We start from the raw sequence: 23,549 nt of genomic DNA on the forward strand, positions 1-23,549 counted from the left end.
CCGCGATTATATTCGGCTTTTTTCATAGTTCTTAACTGGAGCGCATCATGTCCAAGAAACACCCCGTTATCGCCGTGACCGGTTCTTCCGGCGCAGGTACCACCACCGTCAAGCGCGCGTTCGAGCACATTTTCCACCGCGAGAACATCAGCGCCGCAGTGATCGAAGGCGACAGCTTTCATGCCCTCAGCCGTACGGAATTCAAGGCGGCGATGAAAAAAGCCGAAGCTGCCGGCAACAACCATTTCAGCCATTTCGGCCCGGAATCCAACCATTTCGACAAGCTGGAAGAACTGTTCAAAAGCTACGGCAAGAACGGCAAGGGCAAAAAACGGTATTACCTGCATAGCGATGAAGAAGCGGCACAGCACAACCAGCGTCTCGGCACCAAGCTATCCGCCGGTGAGTTCACGCCGTGGGAAGATGTACCTTCCGGTACCGACCTGCTGTTTTACGAAGGCCTGCACGGCCTGGTTTCACATGGCAAGGTGGATGTATCGAAATATGTGGATCTGGGCGTGGGCGTGGTGCCGGTGGTCAACCTGGAATGGATCCAGAAAATTCACCGCGACGCGGCCGAACGCGGCTACTCCGCCGAAGTCATCGTCGACACCATCATGCGCCGCATGCCCGACTACGTGAACTACATCACCCCGCAGTTCTCCCATACCCATGTCAATTTCCAGCGCGTGCCCACGGTGGATACCTCCAACCCGTTCATCGCGCGCGACATCCCCACGCCGGACGAGAGCCTGGTCATCATCCGTTTCAGCCACCCCAAAGGTGTGGACTTCCCCTACCTGATCAACATGATCCCCAACTCCTTCATGTCGCGCGCCAACACCCTGGTGGTACCTGGCAGCAAGATGGGTTACTCGATGGAGCTGATCCTCGGGCCGATAATCGAAGACATGATCGCTGCCAAGAAAAAAGCCTCATAACAGCGCAATTTGCAAATGGTGTGTCGCAATAAAAGCCGGGTTCGCCCGGTTTTGTCATAGGGAGGTACGAGTTTGTAGTAAACGTTCGATGGGTGGTATGCAGATTACCCGGATGATGTGTGAATGGCCGATTTTAACTAAAAAAGACAGCTATGAGATTTCTCGCTGTAGGTCGGTTCTGCAGCAGGCGAAGGTTGTTTGTTAACCCTTGAGTGTTATTTTTCATTCAAGGCAAGCTGTTCCGCGGTTGATTACCTACCCGGGTCCTTCGAAGAAAGATGCATGCATGAAACCACCGTCATCAAAATATCCCATCGACATGATTGAACAACAACTGTTGTTCCTGGCGATTGCGATGCGTAACTTCCGATGAACCAAACCAACGCGACCCCAGCGAGACGCTCCATGACAAGACATTGGTCGGTTCGCGCGCATTTGTTCGCGCTGGTATTCGCAGTCGTCGTTCCCCTGGTCGCCTTGCTCAGCTATAACCTGTATCAAGATACGAAAAAAAACGCGCAGCAAGTCAATGCAGCGAGCCTGGCGCTGGCACAGATCACAGCCTCCGACACGGAACATTTCCTCAACGATGCAGTAGAATTGATGCAGCGCATTGCCCGGCGTCCTCTGGTACGCGACGTTGATCCACAGCATTGCGATCCCGTCTTTGCGGAATTGCATGACTTGAATCCAAAGTATGCCAACATCGGCGTGATTAATACCTCGGGTAAGGTTATCTGTTCGGCGGTCATCCAACCAGCAGGAAAACAGGCATCCGTCGCTCATACCGAGTGGTTCCAGCGCGCCATGGGCGAAAACCGGCTGGTGTTGGGGAAGCCCTTTATCGGCCCCATCACCGGCAAATGGGTGGCGGTGATGGCCTTGCCGCTGCACGATAAATATGGAGTGATCAAGGGCGTGCTCGCGCTGCCCATCGACTTGGTGAATTTTACCCCGGTCGTGCGTAACGCGGCGCTGCCCGCGGGCACCATGATCGGCATCATGGATTCCGCAGGCATGGTGATTGCCCGCTCCAAAGACCCGGAAAAATGGGTAGGGAAAAACATCCGCGGCACCCCCATCGTCGAGATCATACTCGCGCGTAAAACCGGTGAGGCCGAGGTCACTGGCGTGGACCATGTCAGCCGCCTTTACGGCTTTACCACCATCCGAGGCACGGACTGGTTCACCGCCGCCGGCATTCCAAGTGATGCGCTGTCTTCCAGCGTCAGCAACTATGCCTTGCGTAATACAGTGATCGGTTTGGCCATTATGCTGGTCGTCGCGGCATTGGCATATTTTTTCAGCCGACGAATAGAACGGCCAATACGCGCCATTTCCGATGCTGCCAAGGCTATCGCACAAGGGCAACTTGATACCCGCGTCGCGGTGGATGGGCCGGAAGAAATCGCCGATGTTGCCAACCAGTTCAACGTCATGCTGGATGTCCGCAAAGAGGCGGAGGAACGTCTTTCTTATCTGGCCCAGTACGATGTACTGACCGGGCTGCCAAATCGCAATATGTTCCGCGATCGATTGGAGCAGGCCATGGGGCGCGCCAAGCGCAACGAGACTCTGATGGCGGTGATGTTCATTGATCTGGATCGCTTCAAGGAAATCAACGACACTCTGGGACACTCCGTTGGAGATCGCGTGTTGCAAGGGGTGGCGGAACGCCTGAAGCATTTCTTGCGTGATGTGGACACTATCGCGCGCCTCGGTGGGGACGAATTTACCGTCGTTCTCGAAGGAGTGCATGATGCGTCACAAATTACCGCTGCCGCTCAGAAAATCCGGGATGCCTTGGCCCAGCCATTGTTAGTTGATGGTCGGGAAATATTTGTCAGTGCCAGCATCGGAATTAGCGTTTATCCGACCGATGTGGAAGAAATTGACGATCTATTGAAAAATGCCGACATTGCCATGTACCAAGCCAAACAGAACGGAGGCGATGCTCACCACTTTTTCGTAGCGGAGATGAATGCCCATACCACTGAGCGCCTGGAACTGGAAGGCCGCCTGCGGTACGCTTTGGCTCACCAGAAGTTCACACTGGATTATCAACCCCAGGTGGATATCCGAAGCGGGCGCATTATCGGCGCGGAAGCTTTGATTCGGTGGCACGATGAACAATTGGGATCCATTGCGCCGGCACGTTTTATCCCTCTGGCAGAGGAAACCGGTTTGATCATGCCCATCGGAGAATGGGTTCTGCACACTGCCTGCGCGCAAAACAAGGCTTGGCAAGACACGGGATGCGCACCTATCTCGGTAGCGGTAAACATTTCGCCGCGCCAGTTCAGACAGGCCAATCTATTGGAAACAATTACGCAAGCGCTGGCAGACACCGGGTTGAATCCATGCTTTCTGGAACTGGAAATTACCGAGAGCACTATCATGCATCAAGCAGAAAAATCCATCATCACCCTGGAGAAGCTGCACAAGATGGGGGTGCGTCTGTCCGTTGACGATTTTGGCACTGGTTATTCCAGCCTGAGCTACCTGAAACGTTTTCCGGTGCACAAGCTCAAGATCGACCAGTCTTTCGTACGTGACATCAACGTCGACCCGGACGATGCTGCCATTGTCACTGCCGTGATCGCCATGGCGCGCAGCCTGAACGTGCTGACCATTGCAGAAGGCGTGGAAACCGGAGGGCAACTGGCATTTCTGGATTCCCTCGAATGCGGGGAATATCAGGGCTATTATTTCGCCAAACCGATGTCGGCCGATAAATTCTTCGCGCTGCTGCGCAACAACCAGACTGAGCTGCCAGAGCTTTGACAGGGTCAATTTTCCGGCGAACCTTTTACTCGAGGGTTTACCGTGCTGAGAACTGACTAAAATCGGTTTTTGCGAAGAGGATTACGGAGTTGCTCAACTGGGTTGTAGTGTGGCGAGTCAATTGGTTGTTTCCAGTGCGCACTTAAACTTTCTGGTTAGTATCAGGCCCGCTCCGCGTCAGCATGAACACCAGCGTCACCAGCAGCGCCGCTGCGCCGCCGTTGTGGGCGACGGCGATAGGCAGCGGCCATTGCAGCAAAATGTTGGATAGCCCGCTGGCGAATTGCAGGGCGATCAGCGCCAGGAGTATGAGGGCGGGCCGGGTCAGCGTCAGGCTGCGGCGGGCGCGCAGGCCGAGCCAGCTCAGATAGGCGATGACGACGACAGCGAACACGCGGTGGGTCCAGTGGATGGCGACCAGTGCGTCGTGGCTGAGGAGCGCGCCGCTGGCGGTTTTGCCGAGCGCGCGCCACAGCGTGAAGCCGTGCCGGAAGTCCATAGTCGGGATCAGCTGGCCGTTGCATAACGGGAAATCGGTGCAGGCGAGTACCGCGTAGTTGGTGCTCACCCAGCCGCCCAGTGCGATCTGCACTGCGAGCAATACAATGCCGAGCGCGATCCACGGGCTGAGCCGGTTGGCTGCGGCATCGTGTGAGGCTGCCGGCTGGCTGCGCGCGGCCAGCCAGGCCAGCGACCCGAGCAGGGTCAACCCGAGCAGCAGGTGCAGGGTGACGATCACCGGCTGCAGTTTGAGCGTCACCGTCCACGCGCCGAATGCGCCCTGCACGCACACCAGTATGAACAGCGCGGTGGCCGGCCATGGCGATTGGCGCAGCTCGCGCCGTTTGAACCACGCCAGCCCCATCAGCGCGATAATCAGTACGCCCACCATCATTGCCAGGTAGCGATGGATCATCTCGATCCAGGCCTTGGCCCAGGTCACCGGCCCGCTCGGCATCAGCGCCTCGGCAGCGTGGATGTTGGCATGGGCTAAAAATGGATTGGCAGTACCGTAACAGCCTGGCCAGTCCGGGCAACCCAGGCCGGAGTCGGTGAGCCGGGTGAAGCCGCCGAACAGGATCAGATCGAAGGTGAGGAACAGGGTTAGCCACACCAGCTGGCGGTAGCGATCGCGGCGGCCCTTGACCCAGGCGTAACTCAGCGGCAGCAACGCAACCATGAGTCCGGTCAGCGCCAGTTGCAGCCATTGCTGGTCCGACGCCATGCCCATCCCTGCGCCCATTATTAGCCCACCATGAAAGCGACGAAGGCGACTTCGTCGCCGTCCTTGAGCTGGCTGTCAGCGTCCACAAACTGTTTATTGACGGTGATCTTGAGTGACTTGTTGTCGATCAGAGCGCTGTGCCAGACAGCGCCGCGCTGTGCCAGGGCAGCGCACAGGCTCGCCACGGTGGTCTGGGATGACGGCAGTTCGAAATCCTCGGAGGCGCTGCCGAGCGCATCGACCAGATGGCCGAAATACAGAATGTGCAGCATGTTATGACTCCAGTTCCAGGCCTTCGGCTTCCCAGCATTCCAGTCCGCCGGCCATATTGTAGACATGCTCAAAACCCATCTGCTTCAGCACCCAGGTCGCCATCGCCGAGCGCCCGCCGGCCTGGCAGTAGAGCAGGATGGTTTTGTCGCGGGCGTTGCACAGGCGCGGGTCGCGATGCTTGTAGCTCGGGTCGGCGGCGCCTTCGAGCAGGCCGCGCGGAATGTTGATGGCACCGTGTACGTGGCCTTGTGCGAATTCGTCGGCTTCGCGCACGTCCACCACCAGCACGTCGCCGGCTTGCAGATTTTCATGGGCGGATTCTGCATCCCATTCTTCGATATGGCTGCGCGCTTCTTTTATAAAGCAGCCGAGTTGCTTGGGCATATATAATCCTTTGTTACCGAATGAATCTGAAAAGTGTGCTCAGCGCGCCCTGAATAACAGCGCTGGGCGAATTTTTTAGAATAATCGCCATCTGAAAGTTTAACATGACCTCCCTACTCGACGGGCTCAACCCCGAGCAACTTGCCGCCGTGACCCTGCCGGGCCAGTCGGCGCTGATTCTGGCCGGGGCCGGCAGCGGCAAGACGCGCGTGCTCACCACGCGCATCGCCTGGCTGATTCAGACCGGGCAGGTCTCGCCGCTGGGCATCCTGGCGGTGACCTTTACCAACAAGGCGGCGAAGGAGATGCTGACACGCCTGACCGCGATGCTGCCGATCAACACGCGCGGCATGTGGGTGGGCACTTTTCACGGTCTGTCCAATCGCCTGCTGCGCACCCACCACCGCGAGGCGGGGCTGCCGCAGCTGTTCCAGATACTGGATACGGCCGATCAGCTCTCCGCGGTCAAGCGCCTGCTCAAGTCGCTCAATGTGGACACCGAGAAGTTCGAGCCGAAGAAGGTGCAGTACTTCATCAGCGGCAACAAGGAAGCCGGCCTGCGCCCGCAGCAGATCGAGGTGTTCGATCCTTACACGCGGCGCCTGGTGGAGTTTTACGCCGCCTACGACGAGCAGTGCAACCGCGAGGGCGTGGTCGATTTCCCGGAACTGCTGCTGCGTTCCTACGAGCTGCTGGCCCGCAACGACGTGCTGCGCGCGCATTATCAGGAGCGCTTTCGCCACATCCTGGTGGACGAGTTTCAGGACACCAACCGCCTGCAATACCGCTGGCTGAAGCAGTTCGCCGGGGCGCAATCGGTGCTGATGGCGGTGGGCGACGACGACCAGTCGATCTATGCCTTCCGTGGCGCGCATACCGGCAACATGAACGAATTCCAGCGCGATTATGCCGGCGACAACGTGATCAAGCTGGAGCAGAACTACCGCAGCCACGGCAACATTCTCGACGCCGCCAACGCGCTGATCACGCAGAACCAGTCGCGGCTGGGAAAAAACCTGTGGACAGCGGAAGGCAGCGGCGAGCCGATCCGCGTGTTCGAGGCGTATTCCGATCAGGAAGAAGCCGGCTTCATCGTCGAGGAAGTCAAGGCGCTGCAACGCGAAGGCACGGCGCTGGTGGACATGGCGCTGCTGTATCGCTCCAACGCGCAATCGCGGGTGCTGGAGCACGCTCTGTTCAGCGCCGGGGTGCCGTATCGCGTGTACGGCGGGCTGCGATTTTTCGAGCGCCAGGAGGTCAAGCATGCGCTGGCCTATTTGCGCCTGCTGGCCAACCCGGACGACGACGGCGCGTTCAGCCGCGTGGTCAATTTCCCCACCCGCGGCATCGGCGCGCGCACGCTGGAACAATTGGCCGACGCCGCCCAGGCTGGCGGGACGAGCCTGTGGCAGGCCGCGCGCGCCAAGGCCGACGCCAGCAAAGACAGCGCCAAAGGCTTGCCCGGCTTCGTCGCCTTGATGCTGGCCATGCAGGAGGGCACGCAAGGGCTGCCGTTGCCGGAAGTGATCGAGCACATGCTGCATGCCAGCGGCCTGGCGGCGCATTACCTGGCCGAAAAAGAAGGCGCCGACCGGCTGGAAAACCTGAACGAACTGATCAACGCCGCGACCGTATTCGCCAACGATCCGGAAGCGATGGCCGAGCTCGACGAGGTCGGCGGTCCGCTGGCGAGCTTTCTTGCTCACGCTGCGCTGGAAGCGGGCGACCACCAGGCCGGTGCGGGCACCGATGCGCTGCAATTGATGACTGTGCACGCCGCCAAGGGACTGGAATTCCATGCGGTGTTTCTGGGCGGACTGGAAGAGGGCCTGTTCCCGCACGAGCAGTCCATGAACGAGCAGGACGGCATCGAGGAAGAACGCCGCCTGATGTATGTGGCGATCACCCGCGCGCGCCGCAGGCTGTATTTAAGCCATGCGCAAAGCCGCATGCTGCACGGGCAAACGCGCTATGGCATCGTTTCGCGCTTTATCGGCGAACTGCCGCCGGCACTGCTGAAGCTGGTCAACACCCGGCGCAATGCAGCCGCCCCGGCTGGCTATGACAGCTACGTGGCACCCGCATCCAGTGTGCGCAGCAACACCTCGCCCTGGCGCATCGGCATGAACGTGCGCCACGCCAAATTCGGCGTCGGCGTAGTGGTCAACGTGGAAGGGCAGGGCGACGACATGCGGGTGCAGATCAACTTCGGCGGCGCGAACGGGATGAAGTGGCTGGCGCTGGAGTACGCCAAGCTGGAACCTGCCTGAAGGGGCGGCGGCAGTTTTCGGGACGCCTTGCCGACACGCTTGACGTGCGCGCCTATCGGGATAAGAAATAGCCGGCCCTCGCTATCCAATCCGCCTTGTCGGGAACCACCCGGCTATCTGCCACACTAATTTCTTACCCATCTGGAAAAATAGGGGGAAAAATGCAGCTGGCTTATTTATTAAAGGACGTCCAGGCCTATCCGTGGCTGACTTTCGCATTGGTGACGATGGGCGTTGTGGTGCTGGCGTTGATTGCTTATGCGGTCATTTATGCGATGTTGCGCCGTCTCACGCGCTCTAACACCGTGAGCAGCGTGGTAGTGGATTACACGGCCTGTCCAGCCAAGCTGGTGCTGCCCTTGCTTGCCGTGAAACTGGCCCTGCCTGCGGCGCTCGACGGATTGCGCCATCAACAGATTTTCAGTGACCTTGTGGCGATGTCATTGACGCTGTCAATCACCTGGCTGGTGATGCGCGCCATTGCCGGGGTGGGAGAAGCCGTGATACGGCTCCACCCGACGGATACCAGCGACAATATGCATGCGCGGCAAATACAAACCCAGACGCGGGTGCTGGCGCGCACGGTGATGTTTTTTGTGCTGCTGATCGGGCTGGCTTCGGCGCTGATGGTGTTGCCGGGCATGCGGCAGATCGGCGGCAGTCTGCTGGCGTCGGCAGGGGTTGCCGGCATTGCCGCGGGTCTCGCCGCTCGCCCGGTGCTGGGCAATCTTATTGCCGGCCTGCAAATCGCGTTGACGCAGCCCATCCGTCTCGACGATGTGGTCATCATGGAAAATGAATGGGGCCGTATCGAGGAAATTACCTCGACTTACGTGGTGGTGAAAATATGGGATGAGCGGCGCCTGGTTGTGCCGCTGCAATGGGTCATTGAACATCCGTTCGAGAACTGGACACGTAGCACATCGCAATTGCTCGGTACGGTATTTTTGTGGCTCGATTACCGCTTGCCGCTCGCACCGTTGCGGGCAGAACTGATACGCGTATGCAAGGCAGCACCGGAATGGGATCAGCGCGTGTCAATGATCCAGGTAGTCGACAGCAACGAACATGGCATGCAGATTCGGGCTCTGATCAGCGCTGCCGACGCATCGCGTCGATGGGATTTGTGTTGTCGGGTGCGCGAGGCGTTGATTGATTTTGTGCAACGCGAATATCCGCAATGCTTGCCGCGTGTCCGCGCCGAGATTGACCGGGCCGAACGCCACCCGGCATCGACCCAGCCTGCTCCGCCGCCAACACGGGCAGGGTTGGGCGACTCAACCGCAATCAAGCAGCCTGCCGGTCCTGAAGCGCCTGCTGCGGCGCCTTGATAGATTGACTTTGTCACGCTGGAACCGGCCTGACCAACCAGACACCATCCCTGCCCGCGACCTGCTGATCGCGGAAGCGGGGGCCATCCACATCAGGCAACCAGTTCAAGCCATCCGGGCTATAACCTTAGAGTAGTGACTCGGGCACGGGAAATCCCGCAGGCCCGGTAAAGGAGACCCGAATGGAAGCCGTCTGGCTGCAGCACTACCCCCGAGGCGTTCCGGCGGAAGTCGACATCTTCCGCTTCGCTTCGCTCAAGGACATGCTCGAACAGAGTTGCGGGCGGTTCCGCGAGCGCCCCGCCTTCACCAACATGGGTGTCACCCTGAGCTATGGCGAACTCGATCGCCTGTCCCGGGATTTCGGCGCCTACTTGCAGCAGGTGGCCGGATTGCGCAAGGGCGAGCGGGTGGCCATCATGCTGCCCAACCTGCTGCAATACCCGGTGGTGCTGTTCGGCGCGCTGCGCGCCGGCATGGTGGTGGTCAACGTCAATCCGCTCTACACCGCGCGCGAACTGCAGCATCAGCTGGCCGACTCCGGTGCGGTGGCCGTGGTGGTGCTGGAGAACTTCGCGCATACCTTGCAGGAGGTCGTCGCGGCAACCGCCGTGCGCCACGTGATCACCACCCGGGTAGGCGACCTGTTCCCGCCGGTCAAGGCGTGCCTGGTCAACTTCGTCATCAAGCGGATCAAGCGCATGGTGCCGCGCTGGAGCCTGCCGGGCGCGGTGGCCTTCAACACCGCGTTGAAACTCGGCGCGCGCCACACGCTGAGCGATGTGCCGCTCACGCACGCGGACATCGCCTTTCTGCAATATACCGGCGGGACAACCGGCGTAGCCAAGGGCGCGATGCTGACCCACGGCAACCTGCTGGCCAACGTGGAGCAGACCTCGGCCTGGATCGGCGGCACGCTCAAGGAAGGCGAGGAGGTCATCATCACGCCGCTGCCGCTCTACCATATCTTCGCGCTCACGGCCAACCTGCTGCTGTTTGTGAAGTGGGGCGCGAACGACGTCCTCATCACCAATCCGCGCGACATTCCGCGCTTCGTGCGGGAACTGCGCAACACCCGCTTCACCGCCATCGTCGGCGTCAACACCCTGTTCAATATGCTGCTCAACGCGCCCGGCTTCGACAAAGTGAAGCAGGCCAACGCCGGTGCGCTCAAGGTGGCGGTGGCGGGAGGCATGGCGGTGCAGCGCGCGGTGGCGGAGCGCTGGCAGCAGACGATGGGAGTGGCGCTGATCGAGGGCTATGGCCTGACCGAGGCCTCCCCCATCGTCTGCGCCAATCCGCTCGACGCCAAGGCGTTCAGCGGCAAGATCGGCATGCCGATCCCCTCCACCCGGGTGACGATGCGGGACGAGGCGGGGCGCGAGCTGCCGCTGGGCGAGGAGGGCGAACTCTGCGTGCAGGGGCCGCAAGTGATGCGCGGCTACTGGAACATGCCGGAAGAAACCGCCCGCGTCCTCGGCACCGACGGCTGGCTGCGTACCGGGGACATGGGCGTGATGGACGCGCACGGCGTCATCCGCTTCATCGACCGCTGCAAGGACGTGATCGTGGTGTCGGGCTTCAAGGTCTACCCCAACGAGGTCGAGGAGGTGGTGATGATGCATCCCGGCGTCAAGGAAGTGGGCGCGGTGGGCGTCCCGGATGAGAAGAGCGGCGCGGCGGTCAAGGTCTTTGTGGTGAAGAAGGATGCGGCGCTCACCGCCGCCGCAGTGATTGCACACTGCAAGGCGAACCTGACCGCGTACAAGGTGCCCAAGCAGGTGGAATTTCGTGACAAGCTGCCCAAGTCCGCCATCGGCAAGATTCTGCGCAGAGAGCTGAAACAGGAGCACGCCGCCTCCGCCAGCGCCGCCCCCCGAGCCTGCGATGCCTGAGCGCAGCCAGGGCCGGCAAGCGCCCCCCTGGCTGGCGCGCGGCGTGCTGGCCGTGGCGCTGCTCGTCCTGCTGGCGGGATGCGCGCCGCAGCGCTACTACGAAGCCGCGCTGGTGCTGCAGGATTTTGCTGCGGCGCAAGGCCCTTCACGGCTCAAGCAGACCACCGCTGCGCCGCTGCGGCGCAGCATTTCCTACACGGTGTCGGGGCGCTTGCACCACGCCGACCTGTACCTGCCGGGTTCGCTGGGCGGTTGTGTCTCCCGGGCCGCTGTTGAACCACGGGATGCGGCCGCGCGCGGCAAGCACTGTCCGCGCGCGGCCATCGTGGTGGTGCCCGGCGCGGTGCCGCAGGGCAAGGACGACCCGCGCCTCACCGCTTTCGCTGCGACCCTGGCGCGCGCCGGCTTTGCGGTGCTGGTGCCCGACCTTGCCGGTTTTCGGGAATTGCGCATCCGCCCCGCGGACGCGCGCGAGATCGCGGATGCGTTCGCCTACCTGGTCAGCCGCCCCGAACTTGCCCCCGGCGGCCGCGCCGGTATGTTTGCCTTCAGCTATGCAGTCGGCCCCACGCTGCTCGCCGCGCTGCAACCCGACATCCGCGAGCAGGTGCGCTTCATTGTGGGTGTGGGGGGTTACTATGACTTGCCGCGCGCAATGCGCTTCTTCACCACCGGCTGGTTCGAGCATGCGGGCAAGTGGCACCACATTACCCCGGACGACACCGGCAAAATGGTGCTGCTCTATTCCAGCCTGGGCTACCTGGCGGACCAGCGCGACGGCGCGGTATTCGACCGCATGGTGACGTGGCGCACCCGGGATCCCCACGCCGACCTGACGCCGCTCGCCGCGCAGTTGAGCGCCGCTGGCCGGGCGGTGTATGCGCTGGCAGCCAACAGCGATCCCGCACGCTTTCCGGAACTGCTGGCGCAACTGCCGGCGGCCATGCGCACGGACATCGCGCGCCTCGACCTGTCGCGTCACGATCTGAAGCGACTCAAGGCGCGGCTCATCCTGGTGCACGGAAAAAATGACAATCTCATTCCCTATACGGAAAGCCTGGCGCTCGCCGCCGCCGCGCCAAAGGGACAGGCCACGGCGTTTATCATCCATCGTGTGCTCGGGCATGTGGACCTGAGTATTCCGCATCTGCTGTCGTGGCGTTTCTGGAGCGAGGATCTGCCCGACCTGTGGCGGCTGTGGCGGGTGATCGACCTGCTGCTCGCGCAACGCCAGGAGGCAGCATGAGCGGATGGCGGCATGCCGACCCACGCGCCAAGGCGCTCGGCCTGTGGCTGCTGGGTGCGGCACCATGCGCTATAAAACAGGCATGATGGAGGCAGACATGACGATTTCCAACCACGCCGAGACGCCGCAACTGCTCGACATCGTACGCGGTCTTGCGCACGAACTGCGGCCGGGAGCGAATGGCATCGACCGCCTGGGTCTGGATCATGCGCTGGAGCGCGATTTCGGCCTGGACAGCCTGGCGCGCGTGGAACTGCTCGCCCGCATCGAGCGCGAACTGGGCGTCAGGCTTGGCGAGGCAGCGTTCGCCGAGGCTGAAACACCGCGCGATCTGCTGCGGCAAATGGCGGGTGCTGCCGCTAGCGGGGCGCCCGCTCCGGCCGAGATACCGGCGACGGCTGCGGTAGGGGTCGAGCCTGCGCCGCAAACTGCCGCCACGCTGATCGAGATGCTCGACTGGCATGTCGCGATGCACGGCGAGCGGACGCACATCACGCTCTATGTCGAGGACGAGCGCAGCGAGGACATCAGCTATCGCATGCTGCAGGCAGAAGCTCAGGCGCTGGCTGCCGGGCTGCTCGCCCATGGCCTGGGCGAAGGAGGCCGGGTCGCCTCGGGTTCAGGTGCTGGCGACCGGGTCGCCATTATGCTCCCCACCGGACGCGGGTTTTTCGCCGCATTTTATGGCGCGCTCTACGCCGGCTGCGTGCCGGTGCCGCTGTACCCGCCGGCGCGTCCTGCGCAAATCGAGGATCACATGCGGCGTATCGCCGGCATCGTCGCCAATGCCGAGGCCGCCATGTTCGTCACCGACGACCGTGCCAAGCTGCTCGGCCACCTGCTGCGTGCGCAGTGCGCCTCGTTGCGCGCCGTCGCGACCGTCGCGGATCTGTCCCTTCCCGGCGCGGTGCCACCCTTGCCGCGCGTGGACGCGCAGGATATCGCCTTGCTGCAATACACCTCCGGCAGTACCGGCAACCCCAAGGGGGTGGTGCTGACCCACGCCAACCTGCTCGCCAACCTGCGCGCGATGGAGCGCGCCTCGGGGGTTACCGCTGCCGACATTTTCGTGTCCTGGCTGCCGCTGTACCACGACATGGGGCTGATCGGCGCCTGCATGGGCAGCCTCAGCGCCGGATTCCGGCTGGTGTTGATGTCGCCGCTCGCCTTCCTTGGCCGGCCGGGGCGCTGGTTGTGGGCCATCCACCAGCATCGCGCCACCGTCTCGGCGGCGCCCAATTTCGCCTATGAACTGTGCGCCAACAGGCTCGATGATCGCGACCTTGATGGCCTCGACCTGAGCTGCTGGCGGCTGGCCTACAACGGCGCCGAGCCGGTCAGCCCCGAGACGATCGCGCATTTCGCCGCGCGCTTCGCCCGCTTCGGCTTCCGTCCCGATGCCATGACGCCGGTCTACGGCCTGGCGGAATCCTCCGTGGGGCTGGCGTTTCCGCCGCCCGGCCGCGGTCCGCTGATCGACCGCGTGGACCGCGGCGCGCTGTCGACCGCAGGGATCGCCCGTGCCGCGCTGATGGACGATGCGCACGCGCTGCGCATCGTTTCCTGCGGCCTGCCGCTGCCCGGCCACGACATCCGCATTGTCGATGGCGACGGAGGCGAACTGCCCGAACGCACGCAGGGACGCGTGCAGTTTCGCGGGCCATCCGCGACAGGCGGCTATTTCCACAACCACGAGGCGACGGCGCGCCTATTCGACGGGCCGTGGCTCAACAGCGGCGACCTGGGCTATCTCGCAGCAGGCGAGCTCTATCTTACCGGGCGCGAGAAGGACATCATCATCCGCGGCGGGCACAACATTCATCCGCAGGAACTGGAAGAGGCGGTGAGCCAGGTGCGCGGCGTGCGCCGTGGCGGTGTGGCGGTGTTCCCGGCGACCGACGCGAACCAAGGCACGGAGCGGCTGGTGGTGCTGGCCGAGACGCGTGCGCCGGTTGCATCCGAGGAACGCAGCCGGATACTGGCAGAGATCAATCGCCTCGCCGTCGACCTGATCGGCATGCCGGCCGACGACATCGTGCTGGCGCCGCCGCGCACCGTGCTGAAGACCTCCAGCGGCAAGATTCGCCGCGCCGCTTGCCGCGAACGCTACGAACGCGGCGAATTGATCAGCGCGCAGCGCGCGCCGTGGCGGCAACTGGTGCGGCTGGCCTGGGCCGGAGCCGTGGCACAGACTGGCCGCCTGCTGCGGCGTGGCGCCGAGTCGGCGTGGAGCGCCTGGGCCTGGATGGTTTTCGTCGCCATCGTGCCCCTCGCCTGGCTGTTGATCGTGCTGGCCCCTACCCTGGCGCTGCGCCGCCGCAGCGCCAGGGCGAGCGCGCGCCTTGCGCTGGCGCTGACCGGCCTGACGCCGCGGGTGCAGGGATTGCACTACCTCGCCGGCCGCGGCCCGGTAATCGTGGTGGCCAACCACGCCAGCTACCTGGATGCGCTCATCCTCACCGCGGTGCTGCCGGCCCGATTCGCCTATGTGTCCAAACAGGAGTTGCTGCGCAAGCCGGCCGCCGGCATTCCGCTGCGCCGGCTCGGCAGCGCTTTTGTCGAGCGTTTCGACAGCGTGCGCAGCGTGGAGGATGCACGCGGCCTGGAGGAGCGCGCGCGCGCTGGCGAATCCCTGGTCTTCTTCCCCGAAGGTACCTTCCAGATCCAGCCGGGGCTGCTGCCGTTCCGACTCGGCGCGTTCGTCGTCGCCGCACGCGCTGGCACGCCCGTGGTACCGGTCACTCTGACCGGCACCCGTACCCTGCTGCGCGGCGAAGCATTACGGCCGCATTACAGCGCACTCCAGGTGCAGGTCGGCGCGCCGTTATCGGCTGCAGGGAGTGACTGGCAGGCCGCGTTGCAATTGCGCGATAGCGCACGCCGCCGGATACTGGCGCAACTGGAGGAAGCCGACGCGGCCGCCTGACGCAACAGGTGGGGCAATACGCCGGTCAACCATGCCAACATTGCCGCCATTTTGACGATCAGTGCCGATCCTTGACTTCCTTGCCCTGCTCGCGCGTCACCAGACGGGAGAGCGCCCCCAGTTCCTCCGCCAGCAGTTCGAGCAGATCGTCCAGCGCCAGGATGCCGACCAGGCTGCCATCCTCACCCACCACCGGCATGCGGCGCACTCCCTGGTCACGCATGTAGCGGATGGCCTCGAACACGCCGGTTTTTTCCTGCACGGTCGCCAAGTCCGGCACCATGATGTCTCCCACGGTGAGCGTGGCGGGATCAAGTCCGGTGGCGACCACTTCCACTACCACATCACGGTCGGTCACGATGCCGACCGGTTTGCGGCGCCCATCTTTTTCCGTGACCACGACCACGTCGCCGACATGGTGCTGGCGCATGAGCCGGGCCGCTTCGCCGATCGTGGTTTCCGGCGCTACGATAATGACTTCGCGGTTGCAGAGTTCTCCAATGGCCATGATGATTTCCCTTCCTTCAGTGTGACTGTGTCGCTTCCTGCCGCAGCCAGGAAGCGTTCCTTGACCAGGCGCAAATTTTGCGAACATCCGCGATGCGGATTGCCTGCTTGAACCATTTCGCTACGATACTTCAAGCCCGGCAGGCTCCCGGGCGGCGTAACGCGTCCTAATGCAGTTCTTCGTCTTCATCATGATGGAAAAGCAACTCTCCCAGTTCGACCTTGACGGGTTCGCCCAGCGGCTGTTCGCGCACGTCCAGCGCCTGGAACAGCCACTGGCTGTCCTCCATCCAGCAGTGGCCGAATTGTTCCTGGAAAAAACATTCCTTGGGTTCCATGGCCTCTCCTTTCGTATGGACATACTCTATGATTCAGTCTGGCACATTATGAAAATTACGCCATCACCCGCGAAAAGCGAGGAGACAGTTCGATGACTCTGGATGATCTTTGCCTGTTTGCCCTTGATACCAGCCGCCCATACGGCGAGCGGGTGGCCAAGGATCTTGGGGTAGCGCTTTGCGCGCATGAGGAACGCGAGTTCGAGGACGGCGAACACAAGGCCAGGCCGCTGGAAAACGTGCGCGGCAAGGATGTGTATGTGATCCAGTCGCTCTACGGAGAGCCGGGCATGAGCGTCAACGACAAGCTGGTCCGCCTGCTGTTTTTTATTGGCGCAGTGAAGGACGCTTCCGCTGCGCGGGTCACCGCCGTCTGCCCCTATCTGGCCTATGCCCGCAAGGACCGCAGGAGCAAGTCGCGCGACCCGGTCAGCAGCCGCTATGTGGCCCAGCTGTTCGAAACGCTGGGCACGGACCGGGTGCTGACCCTGGACGTGCACAATCCGGCCGCCTACCAGAATGCCTTCCGCATCCCGGCCGAACACTTGGAAGCCAGCGGGCTGTTCGTGGCCTGGTTCGCGGCACGGCTGCAGGACGAAGCTGTTGTGGTGGTTTCGCCGGACGTGGGCGGGGTGAAGCGGGCGGAAGCCTTCCGTCAGGCCCTGGCCCGTGCGCTCGGCCGACCCGTTGCTTCAACCTTCATGGAGAAGAGCCGCAGCGAAGGCGTGGTTTCCGGCGCGGCCGTGGTCGGCGAGGTAGGCGGCAGGACGGCCATCATCATCGACGACCTGATCAGTACCGGCACCACCCTGGCGCGGGCAGCCGCCGCCTGCAAGGCGCTGGGGGCGAAGCGGGTGTATGCCGCAGTCAGCCACGGCGTGTTCGTCGGCGCGGCGGGCCAGGTGTTGGCCGACCCGGCGCTGGACAAGGTACTGGTCACCGACGCCATCCCCCCGTTCCGGCTGCCGCCGGCGCTGCTGGGTAGCCGGGTGGAGGTGCTGGCGTCCGCCCCCCTGTTCGCCGAGGCCATCCGGCGCCTGCACAGCGGGGGTTCGCTGGTCGAACTGCTGGCAGGTGCCTAGCGTCAGCTTGCTGCCGCTGCCGCATGCCGCTGCGCCAGTTCCAGGTATTCCATGGTGGTTTCCACCCATTTTTTGTGGGGGTGGCGCCCGTCATCGCGCAGGTGCCAGATGGCGAGCGTGGCACGCAAGACCGCCCGCCAGCTCTGGTAGAAATGGAGCAGGGCGGCGGGCGGGACGTCGCCACTCGCTTCGGTATAACTTTCCAGCAGCCAGCGGCCCACTTCCGGCGCGTGCAGCCGCTCGCACTCCAGAGCCAGATAGCCTAGTTCGTCCGCCGGATCGAGGATGCGGTATTCGCGGTTGAACTCCAGACAATCGATGACGACCGGTTCGGGCAACAGGCACACGTGCTCCGGCCTGAGATCACCGTGGCCCTCGACGATGCGGCCCTGGCGCACGCGGCTATCGAACAGCCCGGTGTGGGTTTCCAGGAAGCCGAGCTGGAAGCGGGCGAGACGCTCCGGCACGTCTTTGTCCAGTCCGAATTCCGCGCTGGTGAGCTCCCGCAGATTAGCTTTGATGCGCTTGGCCAGGTGCTGTCGATACGCCTCAGGCGTGATGGCATCAGCCGCCGCTGCGGCGTAGAAGCGCGCGAGCCGGCGAGCCAGCAGGCTGATTTCCGCTGGTTTGACCGTCCCGTTGCGGATCAGATGATCAAGCATGCGTTGCGCAGGCAACCGTCGCATCTGCACCAGCCAGTCCACCGCCTCCCCCGGCCCGCCGACGCTCAAGCAGCCCCCCGCGTCGAGTACCAGTGGGATCACGCCCAGATAGACATCGGCAGCCAGACGGCGGTTGAGCCGCACCTCCTGCTCGCAGTCCAGGCGGCGCGCCTCAACGGTGCTGAAGTCCAGGTAGTCGTAGCGCACCGGTTTCTTCAGCTTGTAAGCATGGGTATCGGTGAGGAAGACCCAGGACATGTGGGTCTCCACCGCTTCCACCCGCGCGGGCGCCTCAGGGTAAGCGCCCGGCCGTCCCAGGAACGCGACCTTGGCCTCCAGCGTGGGGGAGGAGGTCTGCTCTGGCCGGGATGGCGGGTGTGGCATGCGGCTTTTTTCCATCGGTCAATGATAAGCGATTTGCGCGCCAATCCCCACTGCCTGGCCATCGCACTATCGCCAGCTTGTAATTCGCTACACCAAAGCACTCAACTGCCATTTTCCGTTGCCCAGCAGCGTCAATTCCTGGGTGTGAAATTCCAGCAAACTACTGCGGTGTCCTACGCTGACCAGAATGGATTTGGGCAGCACCTGACGCAGGAGTCGGTACATGGCGTGTTCCAGGCCTTCGTCCATGGCAGAGCTGGCTTCGTCGAGGAACACCACCTGCGGCTGGCTCAACAGTGCGCGGCCGATGGCCAGGCGTTGCTGTTCGCCCAGCGACAGGATGCTGCCCCAGTCGGCAGTTTCATCGAGCCGGCTGGCAAGGTGGCCGAGATGACATTGCTGCAGCACATGGGCGGCCTGATTGCCCATCAGTGGGCTTGCCGGGTAATACAGAGCACCGCGCAGGGTGCCGAGCGGCAGGTAGGGTTTTTGCGGCAGGAACAGCGCCTGTTGTTCAACCGGGCGCGTCACGCTGCCGTCCACATAAGGCCACAGACCCGCGACCGCGCGTAACAGGGTGGTTTTGCCGATGCCGGAGCGGCCGCGTATCAGCAGCGCGGTATTGGCGGTCAGGCTGAGGTTGAGGTTTTCCACCAGCGCAATTTGTGCAGGGGTGCGTACGGTGAGCGCTTCAATGGTAACGCTGTGCTGGCTGGGTACGATGTGTGCGGAAGGGAGCAAGGCGGCGGCATCCATGCTGTCGAGAAAGCCGGTGAGACGAATGAGTACGGCACGGTAGCCGGCGAATTCGTCGTACGAACTGCGCAGGAAGGACAGCGCATCCTGCACCTGACCGAACGCCTGTGCAGTCTGCATCATGTCGCCCAGGGTGATCTTGCCTGCAAGCAGGCGCGGTGCCTGCACGATGAACGGAAACACCACGGCGGCCTGGCTGATGGCGAGATTGAAGCCCTGGAATTTGAGCGAGCGATAAACGATCGCCCACATATTCTGGATCACGCTGGCAAAGCGCGTTAGCAGATTGCCGCGCTCCACGGTTTCACCGCGAAAAAATGCGATGCTCTCGCCGTATTCGCGCAGGCGGATCAATGCATAGCGGAAGTTGGCGTTAAGCTGTTCGCTGAGAAAGCTGAGGCGGATCAGCGGACGCCCGATCCATACCGCAAACACCGTGGCCACAATCACATAGAGATAGACCAGGAAAACCATGGCGCGAGGAATCTCGACCCCAAACAACGCCAGTGCACCCGACAGCCCCCACAGAATGACAGTGAACGCAAACAGCGAGACCACCGCGTCGAGCAGGCCCATCGACAGGTTGAGCGAGCCGCTGACAAAACTCTCCACGTCCTGCTGGATACGCTGGTCCGGATTGTCGGGGGCATTGGGCACATATTGGCTACGATGGTAGCCTTGATGCGCCAGCCAGCGTTCGACCAGATTGTCGGTCAGCCACGCGCGCCAGTGAATCAGGAAAGCCTGGCGCAGATAAAAGTTGAACAGCGTGCGCGTCACGTGCACCGCCGCCAGTACCGCGAACACCAGCAGCATGAACCAGAACGCCTTGGCATCGAGTTTCTGCATGGCGGTATAAAAACCGTTGTACCAGAACGAAAACAGCACGTTCATGCGCACGGAAAACAGCGTCATCAGCACAATCAGCGTCAGGCCGGCGAGCGGCAACAAGCTGCGTTTCGGGCTGAAAAACGCCCAGGTGAGGCGGCGGAACTGCCGTCCCCAGACCGTGAAGATGCCGAGCAGCGCAACGCTTACAGTCATGCCCAGCATGCTGATGGCAAACGCCTTGCCGAGCCAGACGATACTGTCGAGGAGTTCGTGGTTCCAATCCATATTTTATTCCTTAGCGTCGAGACGTTTCATGGCTGCCGAAGCAGCAGACAACAGCGCTGCGGTAAAGATTCAACTGCTATCGAACATGTTGCCTGTAAACCGGTCACACAAATGCAGCCCGAGCGGGTTAAAATCAGCTTTTTGAACATCAGGAAATCCAAATGAGCGAGCAAGACCAGCAGCAACCCGTTTTCGGGATCGAAAAACTCTACGTCAAGGACATGTCGGTGGAGGTGCCCAACGCGCCGCAAATTTTTCTCGAGCGCGAAGCGCCGCAGATCGATGTGCAGCTTGCCACACAGAACAGCAACGTGGGGGAGGGCGTGTTCGAAGTCGTGCTCACCGCCACCATTACCGCCAAGCTCAGCGAGAAGGTCATGTTCCTGGTAGAGGCTGCCCAGGCAGGAATTTTTCGCATCGAAAACGTGCCCGCCGATCAGATGGATGCAGTACTGGGCATAGGCTGCCCGAATATCGTGTTCCCGTATTTGCGCGAGACCATTTCCGATGTAGTGAGCCGTGCCGGATTCCCCCCCGTTATCCTCAATCCGGTCAATTTCGAAGCCATGTACATGCAGCAACAGCAGGCTCCGGCCCCGGGCACGCCGCTCAACTGATATGAAACGACTGCGCCTGATATTCGCCCTGTCTGCGCTGTTTGCGCTGCCCGCGCAGGCGCTCGATTATCGTTCGGTTTCTGTGCCGGCCGCGATTTTGTACGATGCACCTTCCAGCATGGCCAAGAAACTGTTCGTCGTCGGCCGCGGCTATCCGGTGGAGGTGGTCGTGAGCGTGGACAACTGGCTGAAAGTGCGCGATAGCAGCGGCGCGCTGGCCTGGATAGAGGCCGGCCAGCTGGCTGCTACCAGCAAACATATGCTGGTGGTGAAAGCTGCGCAGGCCGAAATACGCAGCGCTGCGGAGGATAGTGCGCCCATTACCGCGCGGGCCGAAAAAGGTGTCATGCTGGAATGGCAGGAAACCCTGCCAAGTGGCTGGGTGCGAGTGCTGCTGCCCAACAATAGTAGCGGTTACATTAAACTCAGCCAGGTGTGGGGGGTATGAACATCACCGTCCTCGGCGCCGGTGCCTGGGGTACCGCGCTGGCGGTGGTGCTGGCTTCCCGTCATGCAGTCACGCTGTGGGCACGCGATGCCGATCAGATCGCCAGCATGAATGCGACACGCAGCAATCCGCGCTACCTGCCCGGCGTGACGTTACCGGATCAGCTTGGTCTCAACAACGATCTGCCCGCTGCGTTGGCGCACGCGGAGCTGGTTCTGGTCGCAACGCCCAGCGGTGCATTTCGCAGTGTGTTGAAGCAATTGTCAGCACTTGATCAGCGCGCGCCGCTGGTCTGGGTATGCAAAGGCTTTGAAGCGGGCACCATGAAACTGCCGCACCAGGTCGCGCAGGAAGAGCTGCCCGATGAGGTGGCGCGCGGCGTATTATCCGGCCCCAGCTTTGCCCAGGAAGTCGCCGCCGGTTTGCCTACTGCGCTCACCCTGGCAACAAACGATGCGTCAGCATTGCGTGAAGCGGCCGCTGCGTTGCACGGTGGCCGTCTGCGCGTGTATACCAGCAATGACGTGATCGGCGTCGAACTGGGCGGCGCATTGAAGAATGTCATCGCCATCGCCGCCGGCATTTCCGATGGATTGCATTTCGGACATAACGCCCGCGCCGCGTTGATTACCCGTGGTGTGGCTGAAATCAGCCGCCTCGGTCTGGCGTTGGGCGGCCGCATGGAAACCTTCATGGGACTCACCGGCATGGGCGATCTGATTCTGACCTGTACCGGCGACCTGTCGCGCAACCGTCAGCTTGGCTTGCGCCTGGCCGCTGGCGAGAGCCTGGAAGCCATCTTGCGGGCCCTCGGACACATCGCGGAAGGCGTTACCACCGCACGCGAAGTGGGCAGGCTGGCCACCACGCTGGGCGTCGACATGCCCATTACCCATGCGGTGTGCCGGGTGCTCTACGAAGGTGTGGCGCCGCGCGCCGTCGTCGACGATTTGCTGAACCGCGACCGCAAGGCGGAGAGCCTGCAGTAAACGGGCCATGACAGGCCAGCCCAAAGCGGGGGAGTGGGCGTATGATCAGGCGCATGCTGCTGCGAACAACCGCCGTTCATGGCGGCAGGAAACCCGGCAATAGTGCGCGGCCGGGCCGATGCAAGTTGCGCATCCATAACAGAGAAGGAGACATAAAAAATGAAAATCAGACTGATCGGCGTGGCTGTCGCCGCAACATTTGCCCTGGTGCCTGGGCAACAGGTTTTTGCTGAAGCGTTTGCGCCCTACGGCACCGCCAAGGTAGACATGCACGCGATGCCGGTCACCGACACGGTGTTCGACGTCAACTACGATGACCCGCAGAAGCTGAATCTTCTTTACAACTATATCAAGAATACCCAGAAGGTCACGCATGGCAAGGTCGTGGTGGTGACCCATGGCCCCGAGTTGCGCGCGTTTGCGAAGGAAAATTACGAAAAATACCAGGGCATTGTAGACAAGATGGCGGAACTGGCGAAAGACGGGGTGGAGTTCAAGATGTGCAATAACGCCATGCATGCTGCCGGCTTCAATGCCGAGGACATGCACGGTTTCATTACCGTGGTGCCGGCAGGATTTCCCGAAATCGCCTACTGGGAAGGACGCGGGTACAAATATATCAACCCGCTTCCGCTCTCCACCAAAGACGTTCGTTACATCGACCAGCCGCAACTGAAAAAATAGTCCGTTTATTGCGAAACTGAAACCGGCCCGTAGCGGGCCGGTTTCAGAATTTCCGGGCAGCTTATCGTTCCGCCAATCCCTGGCGTTTGAGAAATTCCAGCAAAATTTTCAGACGCGTCATGCCGTCGTTCATTTCCAGCAAATCCTGCCTGGCGGAGGACTTGATCGGCAGGGCCTCCGCCAGGCGATAGCCAACCCAGGTGGCATTGTCCATTTGCAATGGGGTAAAGTGTGATTCGCCCAGTTCTTCAATAATGTGCCGCAACACATCCTGGCAGGCAGCATATTCGGCCGGTATCGACTGGGCGGTTTCCTGGGACAATACGCTGACTTGAGCGCTGATCAGGCCATTCGCACCGACCTTGCTGTCTTCGATCAGAAAACGCTGTTCGCCGCGTGCGGTAATCTGCAATATCCCCAACTGCGGCATATCCCAGTTGATGATGCGCGCCAGCGTGCCGACGGCATGGGGGGTCGCCGGCGCACCGACTTCTTCACCGGCCTGAATCAGACACACACCAAACGGCAGATGGTCTTTCATGCAGGCTTTGGCCATGTCCATGTAGCGCTGCTCAAAAATTTTCAGCGGCAACAGACTGTCGGGATAGAGCACCGTATTCAGTGTGAAAATCGGAATTTCCAGGGTTTGCACGTTATGTATCCGATCAAATATAAGCGGCAGATTTTTCTT

20 protein-coding genes are annotated in these 23,549 nt (G+C 61.8%); 12 read left to right on the forward strand and 8 right to left on the reverse strand.

Annotation, left to right across the window (positions count from 1 at the left end):
- Positions 1-47: 47 nt before the first annotated feature.
- The gene (locus EI185_RS05935) at positions 48-941 is read left to right on the forward strand and encodes a phosphoribulokinase (protein WP_124704214.1); all 894 of its coding nucleotides are present in this window, start codon (positions 48-50) and stop codon (positions 939-941) included.
- A 405-nt stretch (positions 942-1,346) separates the two neighbouring features.
- On the forward strand, positions 1,347-3,725 hold the full coding sequence (locus EI185_RS05940) for a bifunctional diguanylate cyclase/phosphodiesterase (protein ID WP_189836306.1): 2,379 nt from the start codon (positions 1,347-1,349) through the stop codon (positions 3,723-3,725).
- A gap of 142 nt (positions 3,726-3,867) precedes the next feature.
- Here EI185_RS05940 and EI185_RS05945 read toward each other — a convergent pair whose 3' ends face one another.
- From EI185_RS05945 to EI185_RS05955, 3 genes are read right to left on the reverse strand one after another with little or no spacing between them, the layout of a single operon-like run.
- Positions 3,868-4,968 (reverse strand): COX15/CtaA family protein, encoded by a 1,101-nt coding sequence (locus EI185_RS05945; protein WP_223247698.1) that lies wholly within the window; start codon positions 4,966-4,968, stop codon positions 3,868-3,870.
- A 2-nt stretch (positions 4,969-4,970) separates the two neighbouring features.
- Positions 4,971-5,222 carry a MoaD/ThiS family protein gene (locus EI185_RS05950; RefSeq protein ID WP_189836307.1) on the reverse strand — a complete coding sequence of 84 codons (252 nt, stop codon included), beginning with the start codon at positions 5,220-5,222 and terminating at the stop codon, positions 4,971-4,973.
- A 1-nt stretch (position 5,223) separates the two neighbouring features.
- Positions 5,224-5,607: a rhodanese-like domain-containing protein gene (locus tag EI185_RS05955; protein WP_124704217.1), complete on the reverse strand. Its 384-nt coding sequence runs from the start codon at positions 5,605-5,607 to the stop codon at positions 5,224-5,226.
- Positions 5,608-5,711: 104 nt separating this feature from the next.
- On the opposite strand from EI185_RS05955, the gene EI185_RS05960 reads away from it, so the two are divergent.
- The 5 genes from EI185_RS05960 to EI185_RS05980 all read left to right on the forward strand — a co-directional run bounded on the left by EI185_RS05960 (position 5,712) and on the right by EI185_RS05980 (position 15,275).
- Positions 5,712-7,877 carry a UvrD-helicase domain-containing protein gene (locus tag EI185_RS05960; RefSeq protein ID WP_124704218.1) on the forward strand — a complete coding sequence of 722 codons (2,166 nt, stop codon included), beginning with the start codon at positions 5,712-5,714 and terminating at the stop codon, positions 7,875-7,877.
- 161 nt (positions 7,878-8,038) lie between these two features.
- Positions 8,039-9,208: a mechanosensitive ion channel family protein gene (locus EI185_RS05965; RefSeq protein WP_124704219.1), complete on the forward strand. Its 1,170-nt coding sequence runs from the start codon at positions 8,039-8,041 to the stop codon at positions 9,206-9,208.
- Between the two features lie 182 nt (positions 9,209-9,390).
- Positions 9,391-11,103 (forward strand): AMP-binding protein, encoded by a 1,713-nt coding sequence (locus EI185_RS05970; protein WP_124704220.1) that lies wholly within the window; start codon positions 9,391-9,393, stop codon positions 11,101-11,103.
- Positions 11,096-12,349 (forward strand): alpha/beta hydrolase family protein, encoded by a 1,254-nt coding sequence (locus EI185_RS05975; protein ID WP_223247699.1) that lies wholly within the window; start codon positions 11,096-11,098, stop codon positions 12,347-12,349. The genes EI185_RS05970 and EI185_RS05975 overlap by 8 nt, the downstream gene beginning before the upstream one ends.
- A 97-nt stretch (positions 12,350-12,446) precedes the next feature.
- Positions 12,447-15,275 (forward strand): AMP-binding protein, encoded by a 2,829-nt coding sequence (locus tag EI185_RS05980; RefSeq protein ID WP_124704221.1) that lies wholly within the window; start codon positions 12,447-12,449, stop codon positions 15,273-15,275.
- A gap of 58 nt (positions 15,276-15,333) precedes the next feature.
- On the opposite strand, the gene EI185_RS05985 is transcribed toward EI185_RS05980, so the two are convergent.
- Together EI185_RS05985 and EI185_RS17980 are read right to left on the reverse strand one after the other, a co-directional pair.
- Positions 15,334-15,783 carry a CBS domain-containing protein gene (locus EI185_RS05985; protein ID WP_124704222.1) on the reverse strand — a complete coding sequence of 150 codons (450 nt, stop codon included), beginning with the start codon at positions 15,781-15,783 and terminating at the stop codon, positions 15,334-15,336.
- A gap of 166 nt (positions 15,784-15,949) precedes the next feature.
- The gene (locus EI185_RS17980) at positions 15,950-16,120 is read right to left on the reverse strand and encodes a hypothetical protein (RefSeq protein ID WP_189836308.1); all 171 of its coding nucleotides are present in this window, start codon (positions 16,118-16,120) and stop codon (positions 15,950-15,952) included.
- Between the two features lie 92 nt (positions 16,121-16,212).
- On the opposite strand from EI185_RS17980, the gene EI185_RS05990 reads away from it, so the two are divergent.
- A complete protein-coding gene (locus EI185_RS05990; RefSeq protein ID WP_124704223.1) occupies positions 16,213-17,202 on the forward strand; it encodes a ribose-phosphate diphosphokinase in 990 nt (329 codons plus the stop codon).
- Between the two features lie 2 nt (positions 17,203-17,204).
- Here EI185_RS05990 and EI185_RS05995 read toward each other — a convergent pair whose 3' ends face one another.
- Together EI185_RS05995 and EI185_RS06000 are read right to left on the reverse strand one after the other, a co-directional pair.
- Positions 17,205-18,263 (reverse strand): hypothetical protein, encoded by a 1,059-nt coding sequence (locus tag EI185_RS05995; RefSeq protein ID WP_124704224.1) that lies wholly within the window; start codon positions 18,261-18,263, stop codon positions 17,205-17,207.
- Between the two features lie 72 nt (positions 18,264-18,335).
- Positions 18,336-20,120: an ABC transporter ATP-binding protein/permease gene (locus EI185_RS06000; protein WP_124704225.1), complete on the reverse strand. Its 1,785-nt coding sequence runs from the start codon at positions 20,118-20,120 to the stop codon at positions 18,336-18,338.
- Positions 20,121-20,281: 161 nt separating this feature from the next.
- On the opposite strand from EI185_RS06000, the gene secB reads away from it, so the two are divergent.
- The 4 genes from secB to EI185_RS06020 all read left to right on the forward strand — a co-directional run bounded on the left by secB (position 20,282) and on the right by EI185_RS06020 (position 22,858).
- A complete protein-coding gene (gene secB / locus EI185_RS06005; RefSeq protein WP_124704226.1) occupies positions 20,282-20,737 on the forward strand; it encodes a protein-export chaperone SecB in 456 nt (151 codons plus the stop codon).
- A gap of 1 nt (position 20,738) precedes the next feature.
- Positions 20,739-21,185, forward strand: coding sequence for an SH3 domain-containing protein (locus EI185_RS06010; protein WP_124704227.1), 447 nt, complete (start codon positions 20,739-20,741; stop codon positions 21,183-21,185).
- Positions 21,182-22,174, forward strand: coding sequence for an NAD(P)H-dependent glycerol-3-phosphate dehydrogenase (locus EI185_RS06015; RefSeq protein ID WP_124704228.1), 993 nt, complete (start codon positions 21,182-21,184; stop codon positions 22,172-22,174). Before EI185_RS06010 ends, EI185_RS06015 begins: the two co-directional genes overlap by 4 nt.
- A 159-nt stretch (positions 22,175-22,333) precedes the next feature.
- Positions 22,334-22,858 (forward strand): DsrE family protein, encoded by a 525-nt coding sequence (locus tag EI185_RS06020; RefSeq protein ID WP_124704229.1) that lies wholly within the window; start codon positions 22,334-22,336, stop codon positions 22,856-22,858.
- Between the two features lie 61 nt (positions 22,859-22,919).
- Here the strand turns inward: EI185_RS06020 and EI185_RS06025 are convergent, their stop codons facing one another.
- On the reverse strand, positions 22,920-23,510 hold the full coding sequence (locus EI185_RS06025) for an LON peptidase substrate-binding domain-containing protein (RefSeq protein WP_223247700.1): 591 nt from the start codon (positions 23,508-23,510) through the stop codon (positions 22,920-22,922).
- Positions 23,511-23,549 lie beyond the last annotated feature (39 nt).

Origin of the sequence: Sulfuriferula multivorans (assembly GCF_003851125.1) — a bacterium.
Lineage (GTDB): Bacteria > Pseudomonadota > Gammaproteobacteria > Burkholderiales > Sulfuriferulaceae > Sulfuriferula > Sulfuriferula multivorans.